Source organism: Herbiconiux oxytropis (genome assembly GCF_024979315.1).
GTDB lineage: Bacteria > Actinomycetota > Actinomycetes > Actinomycetales > Microbacteriaceae > Herbiconiux > Herbiconiux oxytropis.
In genome coordinates this window covers 43426-66955 of record NZ_JANLCK010000013.1, presented here as the reverse complement: position 1 = coordinate 66955, position 23530 = coordinate 43426, and the positions used below count along the sequence as shown (strand labels likewise).

Genomic DNA, 23530 nt, shown 5'->3' with positions numbered 1-23530 from the left:
CAGTAGGAGCCATGTCCGAACCCGATCCGGCCCAGGCGGCCCCTGGCATCTCCCGCCGGGGGCTGCTCGGCCTTGCCGGGGCCGGCGCTCTCGGGGCCGGCATCGGCGTGGCGGGCGGCATCGCCGTCGACCGCTTCGCCCTGCCCCCGGCTGCGTCGGCCGTGGCGAGTGCGGCGGTGTACCCGTTCTTCGGCGCGCACCAGTCGGGCATCGTCACCCCCGCGCAGGACCGCTTGCACTTCGCGAGCTTCGACGTGGGCGACATCACGCGCGACGAGCTCGTGGAGCTGCTGCAGGACTGGAGCGCCGCGGCGGCGCTCATGACGGCCGGCGACCCCGTGGGCGTCTACGGCGCAGTCAGCGGCCCCTACGACGCGCCGCCGGACGACACCGGTGAGGCGCTCGGCCTCCCGGCCGCCGGCCTCACCATCACGATCGGCTTCGGGCCCACGCTGTTCACGTCGGCCGATGGCGCCGACCGGTTCGGGATCGCGGGTCGTCGCCCGGCCGCCCTCGCCGACCTCCCGCACTTCCCGGCCGACGCCCTCGTCGAGACGTTCACCGGTGGCGACCTCTGCATCCAGGCCTGCAGCGACGACCCGCAGGTCGCGGTGCACGCCATCCGCAACCTCTCCCGGATCGCATTCGGCCGGGCCTCCATCCGCTGGTCGCAGCTCGGGTTCGGCCGCACGAGCTCCACCACGACCGCCCAGCTGACGCCGCGGAACCTCTTCGGCTTCAAGGACGGCACGGCCAACATCAAGGCCGAGGAGACCGCTGTGGTCGACGAGCAGGTCTGGGCGGCCGCCTCGGATGCGGCGGCAGATGCCTTGGGCGACGCCGCCTGGATGGCGGGCGGCTCCTATCTCGTGGCCCGCAAGATCCGCATGACGATCGAGACCTGGGACCGCACGTCGCTCCGCGAGCAGGAGGCGATCGTGGGCCGCACCAAGGGAGAGGGTGCGCCCTTCTCCGGCGGCACCGAGTTCTCCGAGCCCGACTTCGCCGCCACCGGCCGGGGTGGCGCGCCGCTGATCGCGACGGATGCGCACGTGCGGCTGGCGCATCCGGATCAGAACGCGGGGACCAAGATGCTGCGCCGCGGCTACAACTTCGTCGACGGCAACGACGACCTGGGGCGCCTGAACGCGGGCCTGTTCTTCATCTGCTATCAGCGGGATCCGCGCACGCAGTTCGTGCCGATCCAGATGAACCTCGCCAAGAACGACGCCATGAACGAGTACCTGCGGCACGTCGGCTCGGGCGTCTTCGCGGTGCCGCCCGGCGCCTCCGAGGGCGGCTTCGTCGGCGAGACGCTCTTCGCGTGAGCGAGGGACCCTTTTCCTCGCGCTACCGGCTGATCACGGTCGGCGCGGTCGTGCTCGTGTTCGTGGCCGCCTTCGAGAACCTCGCGGTCACGACCGTCATGCCCACCATCAGCGCCGAGCTCGACGGTGCGGCCCTCTACGCCGTGGCGTTCGCCGCTCCGCTCGCCGCCTCGGTCGTGGGCATGGTCGCGGCGGGGCTCTGGTGCGACCGCACGGGGCCCCGCACTCCCCTGCTGCTCTCGGTGGCGCTGTTCGCGGCCGGCCTCATCGTGGCGGGCACCTCGGTCTCGATGGAGCTCGTGGTCGCCGGCCGCCTCGTGCAGGGGCTCGGCAGCGGTGCCACGACGGTCGCGCTCTACGTGATCGTGGCCCGGGTCTTCCCGCCCGTCCTGCAGCCGCGCATCTTCGGGCTCTTCGCGGCCGCCTGGGTCGTCCCCTCCCTCGTCGGCCCCTTCCTCGCCGGTGTCGTGGGCGAGACCCTCGGCTGGCGCTGGGTGTTCCTCGGCGTCGTCGCGATCATCGTGCCCGCCGCCACGCTGCTCCGGCCGGCGCTCCGGCTGCTCAGGCAGAACGGCGCACCCGACACCGCGGGAGCCGATCGGCCGCGCATCGACGGCTGGCGGATCGCCTGGTCGATCGTGCTGGCCGGCTCGGTGCTCGGCCTCAGCGTCTCGACCGAGCTCGAGGGCGCCCTCGTCTACGTGATCGCCGCGGCCGCCCTCGTGGTGGCGCTGATCGCGCTCAGAACTCTGCTGCCGCGCGGTGCGCTCCGGGCGCTGCCCGGGCTCCCGAGCGTCGTCTCCACCCGGCTGCTGCTGGCCGGCGGCTTCTTCGCCGCCGAGGTCTACCTGCCCTACCTCTTCACCGAGAGCTACGGCCTCGGTGCCGCGGCGGCCGGTCTCGCCCTCACCGCGAGCGGCATCGCGTGGGGCGCCGTCTCCCTCACCCAGGGCCGTTTCGCCGACCGCATCCCGGCCCGGGTGAGCCTCCGGATCGGCAGCACCCTCGTGGTGCTCGCGATCGGCGTGGTGCTGCTCGCGGCTGCGCTGCACCTGCCGATCGGCGTGGTGATCGCGGGCTGGGCGGTCTCCGGCGCCGGGATGGGCCTCGCCTACCCGCGGCTGTCGGTGCTCACGCTCGCGAACTCGACCCCGGCGAACCAGGGCTTCAACTCGTCGGCCCTCAACATCGCGGATTCGTCGGGGCCGGCGATGAGCCTCGCGATCGCCGGCATCCTGTTCCAGGCGTTCGGGCCGACGGCCGGCGCCGACGCGGGCGCGGGCGCGGGGGCGGGCGGATCGGGCTTCGTGGCGGTGTTCGTGCTCGCACTGACCGTGGCCGTGGCCGCCTTCGTCGTGGCGCCCCGGGCCACGAGAGCGGCGGACGACGCGGCCGACGCCGCCGCCGAAGGACCTACTGCGAAGCGCCCGTGACGATGTAGGTGGCCGTCTTCTGGCCCGATCCGTCGTCGGCCACGGCGAGCAGCACGCTGTACGTGCCGTTGCTGTACATGCCGCTGCCGGTGCCCTCGGTGAAGCCCGAGAAGCTCGACTCGAAGCCCGCGGCCACGAGCTGGTCGTTGATCGAGGTGAACGAGGCCTCGAGGTCGTCGACGGCGATCACGACGGTCCAGCCTCCACCGTCGGTCACGTTGCCGGCTCCGAGGCCGCCCACGATCTCGCCGTCGTAGAGCGGGATCTCGCTCGGGAAGCCGTCGGGCACGCCGCCGTCGCTGTTGAGGTCGACCTCGCCGCCCCCGGACTGCTCGACCGCACCCTCCACGATCGACTCGACGGGGTTGCCGATGCAGCCGGTGAGTGCCGGGGCAGCGAGAACGCCCAAGGAGATGGCGATGATGACAGAGACTTTACGCTTCATGTGTCGATCATCCCAGATCCCCGGGCGTCCGGGCTACTGCTCTGCGGTGAACGCTACTGGTTGGCGCGCTTGAGGTTGGCGGTGCGGCGCGCACGCGCGTTGGCGTCGAGCTCGACCTTGCGGATGCGCACGATCTCGGGGGTGACCTCGACGCACTCGTCCTCGCGGGCGAACTCGAGGCACTCCTCGAGCGAGAGCTGGCGCGAGGGGGTCATCGACTCGAACGTGTCGGAGGTGGACTGACGCATGTTGGTCAGCTTCTTCTCCTTGGTGATGTTCACGTCCATGTCGTCGGCGCGCGAGTTCTCGCCGATCACCATGCCCTCGTAGACCTCCTCGGTGGGGTTCACGAAGAAGGTCATGCGCTCCTGCAGGGCGATGATGGCGAACGGCGTGACCACACCGGAGCGGTCGGCCACGATGGAGCCGTTGTTGCGGGTCACGATGGCGCCGGCCCACTCGCCGTAGCCGTGCGAGATCGCGTTCGCGATTCCGGTGCCGCGGGTGATGGTGAGGAACTCGGTGCGGAAGCCGATGAGGCCGCGCGAGGGGACGATGAACTCCATGCGCACCCAGCCGGTGCCGTGGTTCGACATGTTCTCCATGCGGCCCTTGCGGGCGGCGAGCAGCTGCGTGATGGCGCCGAGGTACTCCTCGGGGGCATCGATCGTGAGGTGCTCGTAGGGCTCGTGCGTCTTGCCGTCGACCTGCTTGGTGACCACCTGGGGCTTGCCCACGGTGAGCTCGAAGCCCTCGCGGCGCATGTTCTCGACCAGGATCGCGAGGGCGAGCTCTCCACGGCCCTGCACCTCCCAGGCATCGGGCTTGCCCACGTCGAGCACGCGCAGCGACACGTTGCCGATGAGCTCGCGGTCGAGGCGGTCCTTCACCATGCGGGCGGTGAGCTTGTGGCCCTTGACCTTGCCCACGAGGGGCGAGGTGTTGGTGCCGATCGTCATCGAGATGGCGGGGTCGTCGACCGTGATGGCGGGCAGCGGCCGCACGTCCTCCGGGTCGGCGATGGTCTCGCCGATGGTGATCTCGTCGATGCCGGCGATGGCCACGATGTCGCCGGGCCCGGCGCTCTCGGTGGGCACGCGGGTGAGGGCGACCGTCTTCAGCAGCTCGCTGATGCGCTGCTGGTGCACGGTGCCGTCGTGCTTGACCCACGCGACCTGCTGGCCCTTCTTGATCGTGCCGTTGAAGACACGGAGCAGGGCGAGGCGGCCGAGGAACGGCGAGGAGTCGAGGTTCGTGACGTGGGCCTGGAGGGGAGCCTCGTCGTCGTAGACCGGAGCCGGGACGTGCTCGAGAATGGCGCCGAAGAGCGGCTCGAGGTCGTCGTTGTCGGGCAGCGTGCCGTTCTCGGGCTTGTTGAGCGACGCGGCGCCATTGCGGCCCGAGGCGTAGACGACGGGCACGTCGAGGATGGCGTCGAGGTCGAGGTCGGGCACGTCGTCGGCCATGTCGGAGGCGAGGCCGAGCAGCAGGTCCTGCGACTCGCCCACGACCTCGTCGATGCGCGCATCCGGCCGGTCGGTCTTGTTGACCAGGAGGATCACGGGCAGCTTGGCCTCGAGCGCCTTGCGGAGCACGAAGCGGGTCTGCGGCAGCGGGCCCTCGGAGGCGTCGACGAGGAGGACCACACCGTCGACCATGGAGAGGCCGCGCTCGACCTCGCCACCGAAGTCGGCGTGGCCGGGGGTGTCGATCACGTTGATGGTGATCGGCTTGTCGCCCGCGTGCTTGCCCGTGTAGGAGATCGCCGTGTTCTTGGCGAGGATCGTGATGCCCTTCTCACGCTCCAGGTCGTTGGAGTCCATCATGCGGTCGTCGGCATCGAAGTGCGCGTCGAACGAGTTGGTCTGGGTGAGCATGGCGTCGACGAGGGTCGTCTTGCCGTGGTCGACGTGGGCGACGATAGCGACGTTGCGCAGGTCGTCGCGGGTGGCTTTGGCCATGGGGAAGTCCTCAGGTTCGTGAACCCGAATCTGGTGGCCGTGCCACCCGCGGGCTCTTAGAGAGCGGGAAAAGTGGGCGTCGTGGCCCGGATCCGCTAAACGCCCAGGGTGATTCCAGCGCCCGGGATGGCGTTCAGCAACTCCTTAGTATATTGCTCCTGCGGGCTGTCGAAGACCTGATCGGTCGAAGCCGCCTCCACGATGCGCCCGCGCTGCATGACGCAGACGTTGTCGGCGATCACCCGCACCACGGCCAGGTCGTGGGTGATGAACAGGTACGTGAGCTCGAGTTCGGCCTGCAGATCGGCCAGCAGCTTGAGGATCTGGGCCTGCACGAGCACGTCGAGAGCGGAGACCGCCTCGTCGAGCACCACGATGTCGGGCTTCAGCGCGAGCGCCCGCGCGATGGCCACGCGCTGGCGCTGACCGCCGGAGAGCTCGTTCGGGTAACGGGTGATGAGGTTCTGCGGCAGCGCGACCTGGTCCAGCAGCTCGAGCACGCGCTCACGCCTGGCCGTGCGGTCGCCGACCTTGTGCACCTGCAGCGGCTCGCCGATGGTGTTGCCGATGTTCCGCAGCGGGTCGAGCGAGCCGTACGGGTCCTGGAAGACCGGCTGCATGCGCCGGCGCAGGTCGAGCAGCGGCCGGCCCTTCAGCGGTGCCACGTCGACGCCGTCGATCATGATCGATCCGCTCGTCGGATCCTCGAGCCTGAGGATCATCTTCGCGACGGTGGACTTGCCCGAGCCGGACTCGCCGACGAGCGCTGTGGTCGTGCCCTTCGCGACCGAGAACGAGACGTTGTCGGAGGCGATGAGCTCGCTCGCCTTGCCCTTGCCCTGGCCGCGGATGTTGTAGACCTTCGTGAGGTCCTTCACCACGATGGCATCCGGACGCTTCGCGAGGCTCGGGCCCTTCGGCACCTGCTCGAGGCGCTCCTCGGCGGCCGCGATGAGGTCGACGCTCTCGGTCACCGTGGTGGGCGCGTAGTCGAGGTCGCTCAGCGAATGCGTGGGCGTCGCGGCCGTGCCCGACTGGATGCGGCGGGAGGCGAGGCTCGGAGCCGCAGCCACGAGGCGCTGGGTGTAGGGGTGCACCGGGTTCTGCAGGATCTCCTTGGAGGGGCCCGCTTCGACGATCCGCCCCTTGTACATCACCACGAGCTGCTCGGCGCGCTCGGCGGCGAGGCCGAGGTCGTGCGTGATGAAGAGCACGGCCGTGCCGATGTCGCGCGTGAGCGTCTCGAGGTGGTCGAGGATCTTGCGCTGCACCGTCACGTCGAGCGCCGAGGTGGGCTCGTCGGCGATGAGCAGCTTCGGCCGCGACGAGAGACCGATGCCGATCAGCACGCGCTGGCGCATGCCGCCGGAGAACTGGTGCGGGAACTGCTTCAGCCGCTTGTCGGCGTCGGCGAGGCCCGCCTCCTTCAGCACCTGGATGGCGTGCTCGCGCACGGCCTTCCGGCCCGTGGCGATGCCGTTGGCCCGAATGGTCTCCTCGACCTGGAAGCCGATCGACCAGACCGGGTTGAGGTTCGACATCGGGTCCTGCGGCACGAAGCCGATCTGGCGCCCGCGCACCTCCTCCATCTTCTTCTGGCTGTAGGAGGTGAGCTCCTGGCCGTCGAACATGATGGAGCCGCCCGTGATCCGGCCGGGGCCGGGGAGCAGGTTGATGATGGCGTGGGCCGTGGTGGACTTGCCGGAGCCCGACTCCCCCACGATGGCGAGCGTCTGGCCCGGCATCAGGGTGAGGTCGACACCCCGGACAGCGGGCACGACGCCCTCGGTGGTCTTGAAGCCCACCTGGAGGTCCTTGATCTCGAGCAGCGGCTTCTGGTTCGTGACGTCGGTCATCGCTGAGCCCTCGCCTTCGGGTCGAGGGCATCTCGAACGACTTCGCCCATCATGATGAAGGCGAGCACGGTCACGGAGAGCGCGATGGACGGGTAGATGAGGGTCTGCGGCGCGGTGCGGAGGTCGGTCTGCGCCGCGCTGATGTCGTTGCCCCACGACATGGTCGTGTTGGGGAGCCCGACACCGAGGAAAGACAGGGTCGCCTCGGCGACGATCGCGGCGCCCAGCGAGATCGTGGTGACCACGATGACCGGAGCGATCGAGTTCGGCAGCACATGGCGCAGCAGGATCTTGAAGTTCGAGACGCCGAGGGCCCGGGAGGCCATCACGAAGTCGGCGTTCTTGACCCTCAGGATCTCGGCCCGCAGCACGCGCGCCGTCGACGGCCACGCGAAGATGCCGATCGCCAGGGCGATCACGAACACGTTCCGGTAGGCCGAGAACACCGACATGATGACCACGGCGGCCAGGATGTAGGGGATCGAGAAGAAGATGTCGCCGGCGCGGGACAGGATCGAGTCGAGCCAGCCCCCGTAGAAGCCCGCGAACGCGCCGAAGAGGATGCCGAGCACCGTGGTGAGGATGACCACGATGATGCCGACGGACAGCGACGTCGAGGTGCCGTGGATGATGCGCGAGAACACGTCGCAGCCCTGCTTGTTGAAGCCGAGCAGGTGCGCGCCGGTGGGCGCGCCGTTGCTGTTCGAGAGCACGCACTCGCGCGGGTCGATCTGCGAGAACAGGTTCGGGAACAGCGCCACGACCACGACGAGCAGGATGATGGCGGCCGAGATCCAGAACATCGGCCGGCGGCGCATGTCGCGCCAGGCGTCGATCCAGAGGTTGCTCTTGCGCTCACCGACGTTGACCGCGTCGATCGCGACGAGAGGGGTCTCCTCCAGGGGCGCGACGAAGTGCTTCGGTGTCGGGGTGGGTGGGTTATTTGACATAGCGGATCCTCGGGTCGAGAAGGCCGTACAGGAGGTCGACGACGAGGTTGACCACCAGATAGATGAGCACCATGACGGTCACGAACGAGACGACCGTGGGGCCCTCACCGCGGATGATCGCCTGGTAGAGCGTGCGGCCCACACCGGGCACGTTGAAGATGCCCTCCGTGACGGTCGCACCGACCAGCAGCACACCGAAATCGGTGGCCGCGTAGGTGACCACGGGGATGAGCGAGTTCCGCAGGATGTGCACCGGGATGATGCGGCGCCGGCTGAGGCCCTTGCCGTAGGCGGTGCGCACGAAGTCGAGGCTCTGCGTCTCGATCACCGAGGAGCGCGTGAGTCTCACGATCTGGGCGAAGGTGATCGAGGCGAGCACGAACGCGGGCAGGATCAGATCCTGGATCGGGGCACCGGCGGACACCGTCGTCCTGGCCCAGCCCAATTGGATCCCGAAGATGAACTGCGCCACGAACGCGATCACGAAGATCGGCAGCGAGATGAGGATGAGGCTGATCACGAGCGCCGAGGCGTCGAACAGCTTGCCCTTGCGAAGGCCCGAGATGAGGCCGATCAGCACGCCCAGCACGAACTCGATGAACAGGGCCATCAGCGCGAGGCGGATCGTGACGGGGAACGTGCGCGCGAGGATGTCGGTGACCGGCTCGCCCGAGAACGAGGTGCCGAAGTCGCCGCGGAGGATCCCGCCGAGGTACAGGAAGTACTGCACGATGAACGGCTGGTCGAGGTGGTACTGCTCGCGCAGTCGCTCGAGCACGGCCGGGTTCGGGGTCTTGTCGCCGAAGAGGGCGAGAAGCGGGTCTCCGGGCATCGCGAAGACCATGAAGTAGATGAGGAACGTCGTTCCCACCAGGACGGGTAACGCCTGGAGGAGACGTCTGAAGATGTATCCGGCCACGGATCAGACCGTACCAATCGAGCTAGAGGCGGGTGGCGCCGAACGGACGAGAATGCATGATTCGGGGGCGACGGCTCGAAGCCGCCGCCCCCGAACGAGCTGGTGGACTAGCTCTTGGTGATCTCGTAGTACAGCGGAACCGAGTTCCAGCCGAACACGACGTCGTCGACGTTCTCGCTGTAGCCGCCGGTCACGTTGGAGTACCACAGTGGGGTGGCGGGGAGGTCCTGAAGGAGGATCTCCTGAGCCTGCTGGAACTTCTCGTTGGCCGAGGCCGGGTCGGTGTCCTCCGCGCCGGAGTTGATGAGGGCGTCGAACTCGGGGTTCGAGTAGTCACCGTCGTTGGAGCCGGCGTTGGTCGCGTACAGCGGGCCGAGGAAGTTGAACAGACCGGGGTAGTCGGCCTGCCATCCGGTGCGGAACGCGGTCTGGATGGTGCGGTCGGTGATGAGCGTGCGCGCCTCCTGGAAGGTGGGGTACGGCTCACCGGACGCCTCGATGCCGAGGACGTTCTTGATGCTGTTCGTCGTGGCGTCGACCCAGGCCTGGTGGCCGCCGTCGGCGTTGTAGGCGATCTTGAACTCGCCGTCCCACGGGGAGATGGCGTCGGCCTCGGCCCACAGCTTCACGGCCTCGTCGGGGTTGTACTCGAGCACCTCGGCGCCTTCGAGCGAGTCGCTGAAGCCGTCGATGACCGGGGACGTGAAGTCGGAGGCGGGGGTGCGCGAACCCTCGAAGATCACGTCGGTGATCTCCTCGCGGTTGATCGCCATCGACAGCGCCGCACGGCGGAGCTTGCCCTCTTCGCCACCGAAGTGGGCGAGGCGCTCCGGGATGGTGAACGACTGGAAGACGGCTGCGGGCTGGTTGACCGCGCGGTCGCCGAGGTCGGCCTCGAAGGTCGACAGCGCCGAGTCCGGCACGGCGTCGAGCACGTCGAGGTTGCCTCCGAGGAGGTCGGCGTAGGCCGCATCCTGCGTGGCGTAGAAGACGATCGAGAGGCCGCCGTTCACGGGGGTGCGCTCTCCGGCGTAGTCGGGGTTCACGACGAGGTCGATCTTCTCGTTGTGGGCCCAGGCGTTCTCGCCGTCGAGCATGTACGGGCCGTTGCCGACCGGGTTCTGGCCGAAGGCCTCCATGTCGTCGAACGCCGAGGCGGGCAGCGGGTAGAAGGCGGAGTAGCCGAGGCGCAGGGGGAAGTCGGACTTCGGTGCGTTGAGCTCGACGGTGAAGGTCAGGTCATCGACCTTCTTGAGGCCGGTGAGCTCGGAGTCCTCGTCGTAGCTGAAGCCGACGATGTCCTCGAAGAAATAGCTCGAGAGCTGCTCGTTGGAGGCCAGCGCGCCGTAGTTCCAGGCGTCGATGAAGGAGTCGGCGGTCACGGGGTCGCCGTTGGTGAAGGTCAGATCGGGCTTCAGCGTGATGGTGTAGTTCGTCGCGTCATCGGTCTCGATCGACTCGGCCACCGCGTTGTGGGGGGCGCCTTCGCCGTCGTAGTACACCAGGCCCTCGAAGATCGCGTCGAGGATCTTTCCGCCACCGACCTCGTTGGTGTTGGTGGGCACCAAGGGGTTCTGGGGCTCAGAGCCGTTGGTGGTGATGATGGCGGCGGTGTCGCCCGCCGAATCGTCCGAGCCGCCGCTGGCGCAGCCGGACAGTGCGAGCGTACCCGCGGCCACGAGCGCGATCGCGCCGAGACCAAACCGTCTGATCTTCAATTTTCCTCCTGATGCAGAATGAGAGAAGGTGGGCCCCCTTATGAGGGGCCGAACCTAAGGAAGTACCCTAAGCGGGGGTCACATCCGGAGCAAACCACGGCCGAAAAAGTTACGAACACGAAACTAATTGCGTGACTTCTTTGTGCGACTTCCACAGTTCGTGTGGAAAAGTGGCGCTCGACGCAAGAAAGTGAAGTGGAATGACTCGTGCCCTGAGCTGGGCCCGGCTGCGCCGCCGGAGGCTGTGGAGCGAGATCGCGATCGTGCTCGGGCTGTCGCTCGGCGCATCCGCCGTCTACTCGATCGTGAGCATCATCGCGCGCCTCACCGCCGAGACCGCGCTCGCCGATCAGACCGCCACGATCAACGGATCGCTGAACCCTCGCGAGTGGCTCGACGGCACCTACCAGGTGCTCGCCATCGTGTTCGCGCTCGTGCCCGTGGCGCTCGTGTTCTACCTGCTCGCGATCTCCGGCGGCAACCCGTTCCGGCGGCTCGGCTTCGACCTGCGGGCTCCGTGGCGCGACCTCGGCCGCGGCCTCCTGCTCATGCTCGTGATCGGCGTGCCGGGCATCGCGCTCTACTTCGCCGGGCGGGCGGCCGGCATCACGGTCGACGTCGTGCCCGCACCGCTCGACACCTTCTGGTGGACCACGCCGGTGCTCATCCTCTCGGCCCTCCGCGCCGCGCTGCAGGAGGAGCTGATCGTGGTGGGCTACCTGTTCACCCGGCTGCGGCAGCTGGGCTGGCAGAAGTGGCGCATCATCCTCTCGACCGCCGTGCTGCGGGGCAGCTACCACCTCTATCAGGGCATCGGCCCGTTCGTGGGCAATGTCGTGATGGGCGTGGTGTTCGGCTGGTGCTACTGGCGCTGGGGCCGCACGATGCCGCTCGTGGTGGCCCACTGGATCATCGACATCCTGTCGTTCGTGGGCTACGCCTGGGCGGTGGCGAACCTGCCCGCGCTCTTCGGGTAGCTTCGACCTGCGGCGCCTAGCGCGAAGCGCGACGGTTCGAGACGACGAAGGCCGCGATGCCGCCCGCCACGAGCACGCCTCCGCCGATGAATCCGCCGATCATGAGCCAGTTGGGAGTGGACTCGGTGGCCGTGGGGGCGGCGGCGGAGGGATCGGGCGTGAAGAGCGGCTCCTCGGTGGGCGGCGCTGTCGCCGAAGCCGTCACGTTGACGGTCATCACGGCCGTGGCCGTGCCCTCGAACGAGGTCGAGAGGGTGCAGAGGATGTTCGAGGTGCCGATCGGGAACATCTCGCCCGAGCCGACGGGCGTCGCCACGATCGAGCAGCCGTCGAGGGTGAGGCCCGTGGGCAGATTCGGCGTGATGGGCACGGGCGCCATGCCCGAGGCATCCGCTTCGAGGTCGAGCACACCGGGCAGGATGCTCGAGCCGGTGAAGTCGGCGCCCACGATGCGGGTGTTGGTGAAGTCGGCCCCCGTGAGGTTCGCGCCGTTGAAGACCGCGCCCTGCACGTCGCCGTCGACGAACGAGGTGTTCTGCAGGTCGGCGTTCCGGAAGTCGCCCTCGCCGAACCGCGGGCCGCTGAGATCCATGCCCGCGCACTGCGCACCGCCCGGGCCCGCGTCGGCCACCCGCAGCACGGTGCAGCCGCCCTCGTCGAACACCGGTTCGGCCGAGGCCGGGGCGGCGACCCCGAGCACGGAGCCGGCCACGGCGGCCCCCGCGAGCGCCGCGCCCGTCAGGAGTGCGGACAGGCGGGCGGCACGGGGTGTCGTCATGTGTCGAACTCTAGCAAACGCGCGCATGCCCGCCCGCTACTCGAAGGCCTCCGGAGGCGGGCACGCGCAGACCAGATTGCGGTCGCCGTAGGCCTGGTCGATGCGGCGCACGGGAGGCCAGTACTTGCCGCGCACGAGCGAGGCCACGGGGTACACCGCGCTCTCGCGGTCGTAGGCGTGCTCCCACTCCCCCTGCACGACCGACTGCGCCGTGTGCGGAGCGTTCCGGAGCGGATTGTCGTCGGCCGGCCATTCCCCCGCGGCCACGCGGTCGATCTCTGCCCTGATGGCGATCATCGCGTCGACGAAGCGGTCGATCTCGGCCAGGTCCTCGCTCTCCGTGGGCTCCACCATCAGCGTGCCGGGCACCGGAAAGCTCATGGTGGGGGCGTGGAAGCCGTAGTCGACGAGCCGCTTGGCCACGTCGTCCACGCTCACGCCCGAGGCCTGGGTGATGCCGCGGAGGTCGAGGATGCACTCGTGCGCCACGAGGCCGTTCTCGCCCGTGTAGAGCACCGGGAAGTGCGGGGCGAGGCGCGCCGCCACGTAGTTGGCCGCGAGCACGGCCGAGGCCGTGGCCTCTGCGAGCCCTTCGAGGCCCATCATGCGCACGTACGCCCAGCTGATCGGCAGGATGCTCGGGCTGCCGTAGGGCGCCGCCGAGATCTGCGGCCCACCATGCACCACGGTCTCCCCGTCGATGAGCAGGTGCTCGGCCTCCTGGGTGAACGGATGCGACGGAAGGAACGGTGCGAGATGGGCCTTCGCCGCCACCGGACCGACACCGGGGCCGCCACCGCCGTGCGGGATGCAGAAGGTCTTGTGCAGGTTGAGGTGCGAGACGTCGCCGCCGAAGTCGCCGAACCGGGCGTAGCCGAGCAGGGCGTTGAGGTTGGCGCCGTCGACGTAGACCTGCCCGCCGGCCTCGTGCACGAGGCGGCAGATCTCGGTGACCTCGTGCTCGTAGACGCCGTGGGTCGAGGGGTAGGTGATCATGAGGGCCGCGAGATCGGCGCTGTGGGCCTCGATCTTCTGGCGCAGGTCGTCGAGGTCGACGTTTCCGAGCTCGTCGCAGGCCACCACGACAACCTTCATTCCCGCGAGCACCGCCGATGCGGCGTTCGTGCCGTGCGCGCTCGAGGGGATGAGGCACACGGTGCGCGCCTCGTCGCCCCGCGAGCGGTGGTAGCCGCGGATGGCGAGGAGACCGGCGAGCTCGCCCTGGCTGCCGGCGTTCGGCTGCAGCGACACGGAGTCGTACCCCGTGACGTCGGCGAGCCACTGCTCGAGCTGGCGCACGAGCTCGAGATAGCCCGCCACGTCGGCTTTCGGCGCGAAGGGGTGGATGCCGGCGAACTCACGCCAGGTCACCGCCTCCATCTCGCTCGCCGCGTTGAGCTTCATCGTGCACGACCCCAGCGGGATCATGCCGCGGTCGAGGGCGTAATCGGCGTCGGCGAGGCGCTTGAGGTAGCGCATCATGCTCGTCTCCGAGCGGTGGGTGTTGAACACCGGATGCGTGAGGAACTCGCTCGTGCGCACGAGGCCGTCGGGGATGGTCGGCACGACGTCGGTGACCTCCTCCGCCGAACCCTCCTCCGGAGAGCCTGAGGTCGTGACGCCGAAGGCGCGGGTGAGTTCGAGCAGGTCGCTGTCGGTCGTGGTCTCGTCGAGCGCGATCCGCACGGTGTCGTCGTCGACCACACCGATCAGCAGCCCGTGCTCGTGCGCCTCGGCCGCGAGCCCTCGCGCACGGCCGGGCACCAGCACCAGCACCGTGTCGAAGAAGTCGGCGTGCACGATCTCGTGACCCGCCGACGCGAGGCGTGCGGCGAGAGCCCGTGCCGATCCATTGACGCCCTCGGCGATCGCGCGGAGGCCCTCCGGACCGTGGTACACCGCGTACATGCCCGCCATCACGGCGAGCAGCACCTGCGCCGTGCAGATGTTGGAGGTGGCCTTCTCCCGGCGGATGTGCTGCTCGCGCGCCTGGAGGCTGAGCCGGTAGGCGGAGTGCCCCGCGGCATCCACGCTCACTCCCACGAGCCTCCCGGGGAGCTGTCGCTCGAGCCCCGCGCGCACCGCCATGTAACCGGCGTGCGGGCCGCCGAAGCCCATCGGCACGCCGAAGCGCTGGCTCGTGCCCACGGCGACGTCGGCGCCGAGCTCGCCGGGCGACGTCACGAGCGTGAGGGCGAGCAGGTCGGCGGCCACCACGGCGATGCCGCCGGCGGCCTGCACGGTGCCGATCACCTCATTGGGGTTCCAGAGGCGCCCCGAGGCTCCCGGGTACTGCACGAACACCCCGAAGGCGTCGACGTCGGCGTCGGAGAGCGGATGCGAAGGGTGATCGACCGAGTCGAGCACCGTCACGACGATGTCGATCCCCACGGCCTCGGCGCGGTCTCGGAGAAGCGAGATCGTCTGCGGGAACGCGTCGGCGTCGACCAGGAAGCGGTTCGACCTGCTCTTCGAGGCGCGGCGGGCGAGCAGCATGCCCTCCACGGCGGCCGTAGCCTCGTCGAGCATCGACGCGTTGGCGGTGGCGAGCCCGGTGAGGTCGGCCACCATGGTCTGGAAATTGATCAGGGCCTCGAGCCGGCCCTGCGAGATCTCGGGCTGGTAGGGCGTGTAGGCGGTGTACCAGCTGGGGTTCTCGAGCACGTTCCGCTTGATCACCGCGGGGGTCACGGTGTCGTAGTAGCCGAGGCCGAGGTAGGAGCGCGACACGCGGTTCTGCCCGGCGAGGGCGCGCAGCTCGGCGACGGCCTCGCGCTCGGTGGCGGCCGGCGGCACGAGGGAGTCGGCGAGCGAGCGGTCGAACTGGATGGCGGTGGGCACGGCGGCCCGCATCAGGTCGGCGGTCGTGTCGTAGCCGATCGTCTCGAGCATGTGCCGCTGAGCCGCGGCGTCCGTGCCGATGTGACGCGATGCGAAGAGGTCGGTGGGCCGTGTGATGTCGGCGGGCCGTGTGATGTCGGTGCGACGTGCGGTGTCGGTCATCGGCGGTCAGGCCCCGGCGCCCGTGAGCGCACCGTACTCGTCGGCGCTCAGCAGGGTGGGCAGTTCGGTGAACTCGACCTTGATCAGCCAGCCCTCGCCGAGTGGATCGCTGTTGACGAGCTCGGGCGAGTCGACCACGGCGGCGTTGGTCTCCACGACCGTGCCGTCGACGGGGGCGAAGAGCTCGCCCACCGACTTCGTCGACTCGATCTCGCCCACGACGCTGCCGCCGGCGATCGCGGTGCCCGCCTCGGGGAGATCCAGGTAGACGATGTCGCCGAGCTGGGCCGCGGCGTAGGCCGTGATGCCGATCGTGGCGACGGAGCCCTCGATGAGCACCCACTCGTGCTCGGCGGTGTAGCGGAGGTCGGTGTTCTCGGTCATGTCAGTCCTTCTTCCGGCGGTAGAACGGGAGGGTCGTGGTGCGGTAGCCGAGGCGCGTCCCCCGGATGTCGATGGAGAGCTGCGCGCCCGGCTCCCGGAAAGCGGGATCGACGTACGCCATGGCGATCGGGGTGCCGAGCGACGGCGAGAGCGCACCGCTCGTGACCTCGCCGATCGGCGTGGTCGAGTCGTCGGAGGCGTAGACGAGGTAGCCGGCCCTGGCGGCGCGACGCCCCTCGCCCACGAGCCCCACGAGCACGCGCGCATCGGCACCGGGGCCGCGCTCGAGAGCCTCGCGGCCGACGAAGCGTGGCTTGCCGAGAGCGGGCACCCGGCCGAGCCCCGCCTGCAGGGGCTGCGTATGGAGGCCGAGCTCGTGGCCGTAGAGCGGCATGCCCGCCTCGAGGCGGAGCGTGTCGCGGCTCGCGAGCCCCGCCGGCACCAGACCGAAGGGTTCACCGGCGCGGGCCACCGCCTGCCAGAGCCCCTCGGCGCGGGCGGGCTCGAGGTAGAGCTCGAAGCCGTCCTCCCCGGTGTAGCCCGTGCGGGCCAGGAGCACGGGCGTGCTCTCGAACGAGGCCGGGATCGCCCGGTAGTAGCGGAGCGTGTCGATGCCGGTGACCTCGAGGCCCGCAGTCGCCTCGAGGATCGACCGGGAGGCGGGCCCCTGCACGGCGATGAGCGCGGTGTCATCGCTCACGTCGGCGAGCTCGAACGGTGCGCTCGCCGGCTCCGCGCGCTCCTCGAGCGCTGCGGCGACGTGCTCGCGATTGGAGGCGTTCGCCACCACGAGGAACACGTCGTCGGCCGTGCGATAGACCACCAGGTCGTCGATGATCCCGCCGTCGTCGGCGAGCAGGAGCGAGTACTTCGCCTGGCCGACCTCGATGGCCGAGATCTCACCGGCGAGGGCGAGGTCGAGGAACGCGGCGGCCCCCCGGCCCGAGACCCGGAACTCGGCCATGTGCGAGAGATCGAACAGCCCGGCGGCCGCGCGCACGGCGTGGTGCTCGGCGAGGTCGCTGGAGTAGCGCACCGGCATCTGCCAGCCGGCGAAATCGGTGAAGGAGGCGCCGGCCGCTTCGTGCACGGCGTGCAGCGGGGAGGATCGGGGTGCGGTCGAGGTCACGAGTTCTCCGTTTCCCCACGGGCGTCACGGCTCGTGGGCGTCGGGAGCGCAACTGCGCTCCGAGAACTCCCCCTCTGTCATCGTGCCTGAGAGTTTCACGACGGCGGGGCCGTCGCTTTCACCGTGGGCGAGCCGCCGTCGAAGCCGCGGACTGCTTTCCAGAGTGGCCAGTTCGACGCGGTACGAGGACCTGAGAGATTATCGGGGAGGATTGCTCCTTCGGTGCCTTCGCAGTCGCCTCGGTGGAGGTGTGCGCCGGCTCTCCCGCGTCGGCCTGATGGCCAGCGGTATTCAATTGAAGGGGTGCTACGCGATCGAGCATAGCGCCGCTCAGCGTGGGTCGTCGCCACCCGCGCGCATCCGGCGCAGCACGAGCACCACGATGGCGGCGAGCACGCCGAGGCCCGCGAGCACGATCAGCACCACGGCCCAACCGGGCAGTGCTGCCGCCGAGACGTCGAGGTCGGCCGCCGCGGCGCCAGCCGTGTCGGATGCGGGCGACGGGGTCGCGGCGCTGCCGGCCTCCGCGGCCGGCGCCGAAGGCACCTCGCTGGCCGGCTCTCCGGCAGGGGCTCCAGCGCCGTCGGGCTCTCCTGCCCAGGGCTCGCCGCAGACGGCCGGATCGGTCAGTCCGTCGTGCGCGCCCTCGAGTGTGGCCGGCGAGTAGTCGAACTCGTACTGACCCGAGGTGGGGTGGCCATCGGACGAGACGACCTGCCAGGTGACCGTGTACCCGCCCGCGTCGCCGAGGGCGATCGGGGTCGTGACCGACGAGTCGGCGATCGCGACGCATCCGCTCTCGTAGTGCATGCCCTCGGCGTCGGTGACCTGCACGGCGAAGCCGTCGGTGGTCTCGCCGATCGCCATGAGCGTGTCGGAGTAGGTGAGCGACAGGGTGCCCGGATCCGCGGTGACCGACTCGCCGGCGGCGGGCGACGACGACTCGAGGGCGTCGTGGGCCGAAGCTCCGGCCGCAGGCACCAATGCCAGCGCGAAGGCCGCCGCCGTGGCGAGGGCCGGGGTCAGGATGCCGGCGGCGCCGGCGCGCGAGGTGCTCACCCCAGCAGGATAGCCGGGACGGGCTCGACTCACGCCCGGCGGGTGCGGTACTGGTTGACCAGCGGGCAGTCGAACGGGTCCGGAGCCGACAGGCCGACCTTGTTCATGTACGCGACGACCTGCTTGTGCGCCTCGAAGAACGAGGTCTCGGTGTAGGGGATCTTGTGCGTCTCGCAGTACTCGCGCACGATCGGCCGCACCTTCACCAGGCTCGGGCGGGGCATGTTCGGGAACAGGTGGTGCTCGGTCTGCAGGTCGAGACCGCCCATGAAGATGGTCATGCCCCAGTTGCCCTTGATGTTGCGGGAGGAGAGCACCTGCTTCGAGAGGAAGTCGACGCGCGAACCGGCGGGGAAGATCTTCATGCCCACGTGGTTGGGGGCGAAGGATGCGCCCATGTAGAGGCCGAACACGGCCAGCTGCACACCCAGGAAGGCGAACGCCATGCCGAGCGGCAGGAAGGAGAAGATGACGGCCACGTAGGCGACCAGTCGCACACCGATGAACCACAGCTCGATCTGGCGGCCCTCGACGGGCTTCTTGCCGAAGAGGGTCTTGAACGAGAGGAAGTGCAGGTTGAGGCCTTCGAGGAGGAGCAGCGGGTACAGCAGCCAGCCCTGCTTGCGGGTGAGCAGTGCCCAACCGCCCTTGCGGGTCGCGGCGTCTTCAGAGGTGAACGAGACGAAGTCGATGTCGATGTCGGGGTCTTTGCCCACGGTGTTCGGGTTGCCGTGGTGGCGGGTGTGCTTGGACATCCACCACGAGTAGCTCATGCCGACGAACGCTGTCGCGAGCGTGCGGCCGGCCCGGTCGTTGGCCTTGTTCGACTCGAAGACCTGGCGGTGCGAGGCCTCATGGGCGAGGAACGCGAACTGCGTGAAGATGAGGCCCAGGACTCCGGCGATGATCAGCTGGAACCAGCTGTCGCCGAGCAGCACGAAGCCGGCTGCCGCGCCGCCGAGGGCGAGCAGCAGAGCGCCGAACATGACGTAGTAGAAGGTGCGGCGCTTGCGCAGCAGCCCCATGTCTCGCACCGTGCTGAGCAGCTCGGAATAAGCCGCGGTGGGGTGCGTGGCGCCGGTCTTGCGCGGGAGGGTGGCACGCGGGGAAGTGGAGTTCGAGATGCTCAAAGGCCTGCTCACTGGTATCGAATCGGCTTCACAGCCGCGGTGCTGAGCAATTGCCCTTGGAAGATGTCTTCAACCTACGCCGTCAACCTGCGTATCGTCCGCACATCTGCCGGTACCGGCCGGTTAAAAGCGAAGAACCCGCGCCGCCGAAGCGGACACGGGTTCTCCGGAGAGGTCTGGGACCTTAGCCGAGGGGGGTGATGTTCTCAGCCTGCAGGCCCTTGCGGCCCTGGGTCACGTCGAACTCGACGCGCTGGTTCTCTTCGAGGTTCTTGTAGCCCGAACCGGTGATGCCGGAGTGGTGGGCGAACACGTCTTCTCCACCGTCATCGGGGGAGATGAAGCCGAAGCCCTTTTCGGAGTTGAACCATTTCACGGTGCCTTGAGGCATTGTTTTCTCTTTTCGAGGTAAGCGGCCCCGCCTGTCGGGGCCTACCGTCGCGGTGCACTTTGTTCCGCTCCTCAGAAAAACAAGCCCTCTCGCTCTCGACAGAAATCGAGGAAGAAGACCCTATTCAAGATTCATGGGTAACACAACAACTGTCTTAACCTTAGCCGTCCTGCGCGAGATCGGCTACAGTTCTGCGGCATTGCGCCAGAACCTTTAGAATTCAGCGTGCCCACAATCACTCCGCTCAGCATCCCGAGCCCGGATCCGGTGTTCCAGTCGTTCGCCATCGGCCCGCTCACGATCCACCTCTACGCACTCTTCATCCTCGCCGGCATCATCGTGGCGATGCTGATGGTGAATCAGAGGCTCACCAAGCGCGGAGGCGAATCCGGTGTCGTCATCGACATCGTGCTGTTCGCCGTGCCGCTCGGCATCGTCGGCGCCCGGTTCTATCACGTGTTCACGCACATGGGCGACTACTTCTACCCCGGTGCGAACATCCTGAACATCTTCGCGATCTGGGACGGCGGCAACGCCCTCTACGGCTCGCTCATCGGCGGTGCGATCGGCGCGTGGATCGGCTGCCGCTTCGCGGGCATCCGCCTGTGGTCGTTCGCCGACGCGCTCGCGCCCGCCATGCTGGCCGCCCAGGCCATCGGCCGCCTCGGCAACTACGTCAACCACGAGCTGTTCGGCCTGCCGACCACGCTCCCCTGGGGGCTCGAGATCGAGTCGACCAACCCGGCCTTCCCCGCGGGGCTCGCCGAGGGCACGCTGTTCCACCCCCTCTTCCTCTACGAGATCATCTGGAACGTCGCCGGCATCGTGCTGCTGCTCGCTCTCGAACGCAAGTTCGCTCTGCGGTGGGGCAAGCTGTTCGCCCTCTACCTCATCTGGTACGGGCTCGGCCGCTCGTGGCTCGAGGCCATCCGCATCGACCCGACCACCGACACCTTCCTCGGCATCCCGGCGAACGTGTGGGCCTCGTTCGTGGCGATCGCCCTCGGCATCGTGCTGTTCGTGGTGCAGTCGCGCCGCCACCCCGGCCTCGAGCCCTCGGTCTACACGCCGGGCCGCGGCCCGCGCGAGGTGAGGCCCAAGAAGGGCGCCGCACCGGCCACCGACACCGCGGCCGAGGGCTCCGACGAGGCCGCTGAGGCCGACACCGACGCTTCCCCGCACGGCGAGCGCTGGACCGAAGAGGAGCTTTCCTCCAGCAAGCCTTAGTGGCACCATGGCGGCATGACGATCATCCGGACGAGTACTGACCGGGAGGCCGAGGGTCTCGTGGCGGAGCTCTATCGCGACGACCTGCAGAGCCTCGGGCACGTGGCGAGCCACACCCGGGTGATGGCGGTGAATCCGGAGGCCGTGGTCGCGTTCGAGGGTCTCGTGCGCGCCGTCGTGGCAGAGCTGGGTCTCCGCCGCTACGAGCTCGTGACCCTCGCCGCGGCCAAGGGCACCGGATCGGCACACTGCCGGCTGGCCCACGGCTCGCGGATGCTGTCGCTCGGGCTCGCGACGGAGGCCGAGCTCGAGATCGTCGCCCGCGACCATCGCGAGGCGGGGCGTGCCGGCATCCTCTCCCCCGCCGAGGTCGCCATGATGACCTTCGCCGAGCGGGTGAGCGCGGATGCGGCGGCGATGTCGGAGGAGGATTCGACTCTCCTTCGTGAGCACGGCTTCAGCGACCGCGAGATCGTCGACATCACCCTGGCGGCCGCCGTGCGGAACTACTACTCCACGGCGCTCCAGGCGCTCGCGGTCGACATCGATGTGCCCGAGCAGCTGAGTCCCGACCTGCGCGCGGCTCTCGTGCAGGGGCTCTAGACCGCCTTCGCGGTGGTGCCGCCCGCCTTTCCTGCTGCGGCCCGCACCTCGTGCGGGAGGTCTTCGAGACGACGGCGGTCGCGGATGGCGACGAGACCGATGCACGCCACCCAGACGAGCCACGGGAACGTCGCGAGCATGGCCGTGGCCGCTCCCCCGGCGGCGAAGAACGAGTCGGGGCTCGTGCCGCCGAACATCGTGGGCACGCTCAGGAGGTTGAGGGCGGCGACCGCGTAGGCGAGCCAGCCCGTCCACCGCGGGAACGCCTCCGAGGTGACGATGAGGTAGCCCGAGGCCGCCGCCACCAGGGCGTTGAGCGTGCAGCCGATCGAGCCGAACATGAGGGTATGGCCGACCGTGAGTGCCCGCAGCGACGACGCATCCGGATCGAGGCCCATGGTGTCGAGCGCGGTGCCGCCCTCCATGGCGTCGCCCACGAGCGTGACCGCGATGAAGAGCAGGCCCGAGGCGAACGCGATGTCGGCGATCCACTGCAGGTCGGGCCGGGTGTGCGTGATGAGCTGGCGGAATCCGCTCAGGAACACGATCAGCGACGCCATGAGGAACGTGTCGATGAGGATCGTGAAGAGGGTCTGGTTGGCGGTGCGCGCCATGAACTCGGTCAGTGCCGTGCTGTCGTCGAGGGTGGGCCTCGCGCCCACGAGGAGGGCCTGCACGAGGAACTCGACCACCATGAGGCCGGCCACCGCGATGGCCGAGAGGCCCGTCCAGAGCCGCACGTCGGGGTTGAGCCGGCCGTTCTTCACCACGGTGATCATGTGGCGCTGGCGGTGCTGCCGCTGCTCGTGGTGGTGAAAGTTGGTGGTTTCAGGCATCGCGCTTCCCCCGGTGTCTCTCGGCGACGTGTCCCGTCACAGTACCAAGGCGGGGAACCCGTGGAAGAGGTGGTCGGGGTCGTAGTGCCCGCGGAGGTGCTCGACGCGGGCGCGGTCGGCGGGCGCGAACGAGCCGGGCACGCGGTCGGGGCGGTGGCGGAGGTCGGCCTCGCTGAGGAAGTGGCCGGTGGCGGTGGGCAGGAGCGCATCGGCGACCTCGTCGAGCCAGGCGCGGTTGGCGGCGTCGTCGGCCGCGTCCTCCCAGATCGTGTAGACGATGAGGAGGGTTCGGTCGTGCATCCCGTAGGCGGCTTCACCCGGGGTCACGAGGCCGGCGCCGGCGCCGTTCGCGGGCATGCCGGCGAGCACGTAGCTGCGCTTCGAGGGCGCACGCTCGAGGAGCGCGGCGAGCGGTGCGGTGGCATCGTGCAGGTCGAGGTCGGTCCAGAAGGTGTCGGCGAGGTAGCGGGCGCCCCGCGGGTAGGTGGCGTCGACGGCCTCGTGCAGGGCGCTGAACGCGACGTCGGCCGGGGCGGTGTGCGCGAGCGGATCGGCGGGCCGGCCACGGTGTGCGGCGGGGGCGCCGTGCAGCGGAGCGAGCGCGGCGTCGGCCTCGGCGACGGAGCCGGCGAAGACGGTGGCGGCCACTCCCACGACGAACGGATGCGCCGGGTCGGGTGACCCGGCGGTCACGAGCGAGAGCTCGACATTCGTGGGAAGGTCCTGCGACGCATCCGTGAGCCAGCGGGTGACCTCGCCGAGCCGGTCGAGGGGGTACGACAGGGTCTCGACGCGGATGCAGGGTGGCAGCGGGCGGAGGGCCAGCTCGAACTCGGTCACCACACCGGGGAAGCCCGGGCCGCTCCCCCGCGCGAGCCAGAACAGGTCCGGGTTCTCGGTGGGCGATGCGGTGCGGAGCTCGCCGTCGGCGGTGACCACGCGCATCCGCTCGATCGAGAAGCAGGCGGGCCGCCAGTGCCCCCAATTGACTCCGAGGCCGCCGCCGAGCAGGAAGCCGCCCACCCCGGGGTCGCCGCAGTGGCCCACAGGAAAGGCGAGTCCGGCCTCCTCGAGCGCCGCCGAGAGTCGTGCGCCGCGGACGCCGGGGCCGACGGTCGCCGTCATCCGCTCTGTGTCGAGACCGATGCCGTCGAGGGCGCCGAGGTCGATCAGCACCCCACCGTCGCGCACGGAGGCGGCCACCCAGCTGTGCCCGCCGGAGCGCACCGCGATCCGCTGCCCCGCGGCGGCCACCGCACGAACCGCCGCCACCGCCTCGGTCTCGGATCGGGGCCGCACGACGATCTCCGGGCGCTCGGCCGGCAGGAGTGCGTTGAACGACCCTTCGACGACGGCGCGCTCGAACTCGGGGTCTCCGCGCAGCAGCTCGATCATGCTGCGAC

Annotated in this window: 20 protein-coding genes and 2 riboswitches; of the genes, 5 read left to right on the top strand and 15 right to left on the bottom strand. The window is 69.3% G+C overall.

Translation table 11 applies throughout. From position 1 onward, the window contains the following. Positions 1-11: 11 nt before the first annotated feature. Entirely contained in the window at positions 12-1328 is a 1317-nt protein-coding gene (gene efeB / locus N1028_RS17550) for an iron uptake transporter deferrochelatase/peroxidase subunit (protein ID WP_259530719.1), read from the top strand. Then, positions 1325-2761, top strand: coding sequence for an MFS transporter (locus N1028_RS17545; RefSeq protein ID WP_259530718.1), 1437 nt, complete (start codon positions 1325-1327; stop codon positions 2759-2761). Before efeB ends, N1028_RS17545 begins: the two co-directional genes overlap by 4 nt. Here N1028_RS17545 and N1028_RS17540 read toward each other — a convergent pair. The 6 genes from N1028_RS17540 to N1028_RS17515 all read right to left on the bottom strand — a co-directional run bounded on the left by N1028_RS17540 (position 2742) and on the right by N1028_RS17515 (position 10610). After that, positions 2742-3206 (bottom strand): hypothetical protein, encoded by a 465-nt coding sequence (locus N1028_RS17540; protein ID WP_259530717.1) that lies wholly within the window; start codon positions 3204-3206, stop codon positions 2742-2744. The two genes, N1028_RS17545 and N1028_RS17540, sit on opposite strands and share 20 nt — an antisense overlap. A gap of 53 nt (positions 3207-3259) precedes the next feature. Next, on the bottom strand, positions 3260-5167 hold the full coding sequence (typA, locus tag N1028_RS17535; RefSeq protein ID WP_259530716.1) for a translational GTPase TypA: 1908 nt from the start codon (positions 5165-5167) through the stop codon (positions 3260-3262). Positions 5168-5262: 95 nt separating this feature from the next. Further along, on the bottom strand, positions 5263-7023 hold the full coding sequence (locus N1028_RS17530; RefSeq protein ID WP_259530715.1) for a dipeptide ABC transporter ATP-binding protein: 1761 nt from the start codon (positions 7021-7023) through the stop codon (positions 5263-5265). Beyond that, positions 7020-7973 (bottom strand): ABC transporter permease, encoded by a 954-nt coding sequence (locus N1028_RS17525; RefSeq protein ID WP_259530714.1) that lies wholly within the window; start codon positions 7971-7973, stop codon positions 7020-7022. Before N1028_RS17525 ends, N1028_RS17530 begins: the two co-directional genes overlap by 4 nt. Next, positions 7963-8892, bottom strand: coding sequence for an ABC transporter permease (locus N1028_RS17520; protein ID WP_259530713.1), 930 nt, complete (start codon positions 8890-8892; stop codon positions 7963-7965). Before N1028_RS17520 ends, N1028_RS17525 begins: the two co-directional genes overlap by 11 nt. A gap of 107 nt (positions 8893-8999) precedes the next feature. Next, on the bottom strand, positions 9000-10610 hold the full coding sequence (locus N1028_RS17515; protein WP_259530712.1) for a peptide ABC transporter substrate-binding protein: 1611 nt from the start codon (positions 10608-10610) through the stop codon (positions 9000-9002). Positions 10611-10810: 200 nt separating this feature from the next. On the opposite strand from N1028_RS17515, the gene N1028_RS17510 reads away from it, so the two are divergent. Continuing rightward, on the top strand, positions 10811-11587 hold the full coding sequence (locus tag N1028_RS17510) for a CPBP family intramembrane glutamic endopeptidase (RefSeq protein ID WP_259530711.1): 777 nt from the start codon (positions 10811-10813) through the stop codon (positions 11585-11587). 16 nt (positions 11588-11603) lie between these two features. On the opposite strand, the gene N1028_RS17505 is transcribed toward N1028_RS17510, so the two are convergent. The 7 genes from N1028_RS17505 to N1028_RS17475 form a co-directional block, all read right to left on the bottom strand. Then, positions 11604-12365 carry a pentapeptide repeat-containing protein gene (locus tag N1028_RS17505; protein WP_259530710.1) on the bottom strand — a complete coding sequence of 254 codons (762 nt, stop codon included), beginning with the start codon at positions 12363-12365 and terminating at the stop codon, positions 11604-11606. A 36-nt stretch (positions 12366-12401) separates the two neighbouring features. Continuing rightward, positions 12402-15368, bottom strand: coding sequence for an aminomethyl-transferring glycine dehydrogenase (gene gcvP, locus N1028_RS17500; protein WP_259530709.1), 2967 nt, complete (start codon positions 15366-15368; stop codon positions 12402-12404). Positions 15369-15374: 6 nt separating this feature from the next. Next, a complete protein-coding gene (gcvH, locus tag N1028_RS17495; RefSeq protein ID WP_259530708.1) occupies positions 15375-15752 on the bottom strand; it encodes a glycine cleavage system protein GcvH in 378 nt (125 codons plus the stop codon). A gap of 1 nt (position 15753) precedes the next feature. After that, positions 15754-16881, bottom strand: coding sequence for a glycine cleavage system aminomethyltransferase GcvT (gcvT, locus tag N1028_RS17490; RefSeq protein ID WP_259530707.1), 1128 nt, complete (start codon positions 16879-16881; stop codon positions 15754-15756). 67 nt (positions 16882-16948) lie between these two features. Then, positions 16949-17048, bottom strand: a riboswitch (glycine riboswitch). Position 17049: 1 nt separating this feature from the next. After that, positions 17050-17158, bottom strand: a riboswitch (glycine riboswitch). A 53-nt stretch (positions 17159-17211) separates the two neighbouring features. Beyond that, on the bottom strand, positions 17212-17940 hold the full coding sequence (locus N1028_RS17485; RefSeq protein WP_259530706.1) for a copper resistance CopC family protein: 729 nt from the start codon (positions 17938-17940) through the stop codon (positions 17212-17214). Positions 17941-17969: 29 nt separating this feature from the next. Beyond that, positions 17970-19064 (bottom strand): fatty acid desaturase family protein, encoded by a 1095-nt coding sequence (locus N1028_RS17480; protein ID WP_259530746.1) that lies wholly within the window; start codon positions 19062-19064, stop codon positions 17970-17972. Positions 19065-19254: 190 nt separating this feature from the next. Next, entirely contained in the window at positions 19255-19461 is a 207-nt protein-coding gene (locus tag N1028_RS17475; RefSeq protein ID WP_259530705.1) for a cold-shock protein, read from the bottom strand. A gap of 234 nt (positions 19462-19695) precedes the next feature. Between N1028_RS17475 and lgt the strand changes: the two genes are divergently transcribed. Beyond that, positions 19696-20688 (top strand): prolipoprotein diacylglyceryl transferase, encoded by a 993-nt coding sequence (gene lgt, locus N1028_RS17470; RefSeq protein ID WP_259530745.1) that lies wholly within the window; start codon positions 19696-19698, stop codon positions 20686-20688. Positions 20689-20703: 15 nt separating this feature from the next. Further along, entirely contained in the window at positions 20704-21291 is a 588-nt protein-coding gene (locus N1028_RS17465) for a carboxymuconolactone decarboxylase family protein (protein WP_259530704.1), read from the top strand. Here N1028_RS17465 and N1028_RS17460 read toward each other — a convergent pair. Together N1028_RS17460 and N1028_RS17455 are read right to left on the bottom strand one after the other, a co-directional pair. After that, on the bottom strand, positions 21288-22127 hold the full coding sequence (locus N1028_RS17460) for a hypothetical protein (RefSeq protein ID WP_259530703.1): 840 nt from the start codon (positions 22125-22127) through the stop codon (positions 21288-21290). The genes N1028_RS17465 and N1028_RS17460 overlap by 4 nt on opposite strands. 36 nt (positions 22128-22163) lie before the next feature. Continuing rightward, entirely contained in the window at positions 22164-23522 is a 1359-nt protein-coding gene (locus N1028_RS17455) for an FAD-binding oxidoreductase (RefSeq protein ID WP_259530701.1), read from the bottom strand. Positions 23523-23530 lie beyond the last annotated feature (8 nt).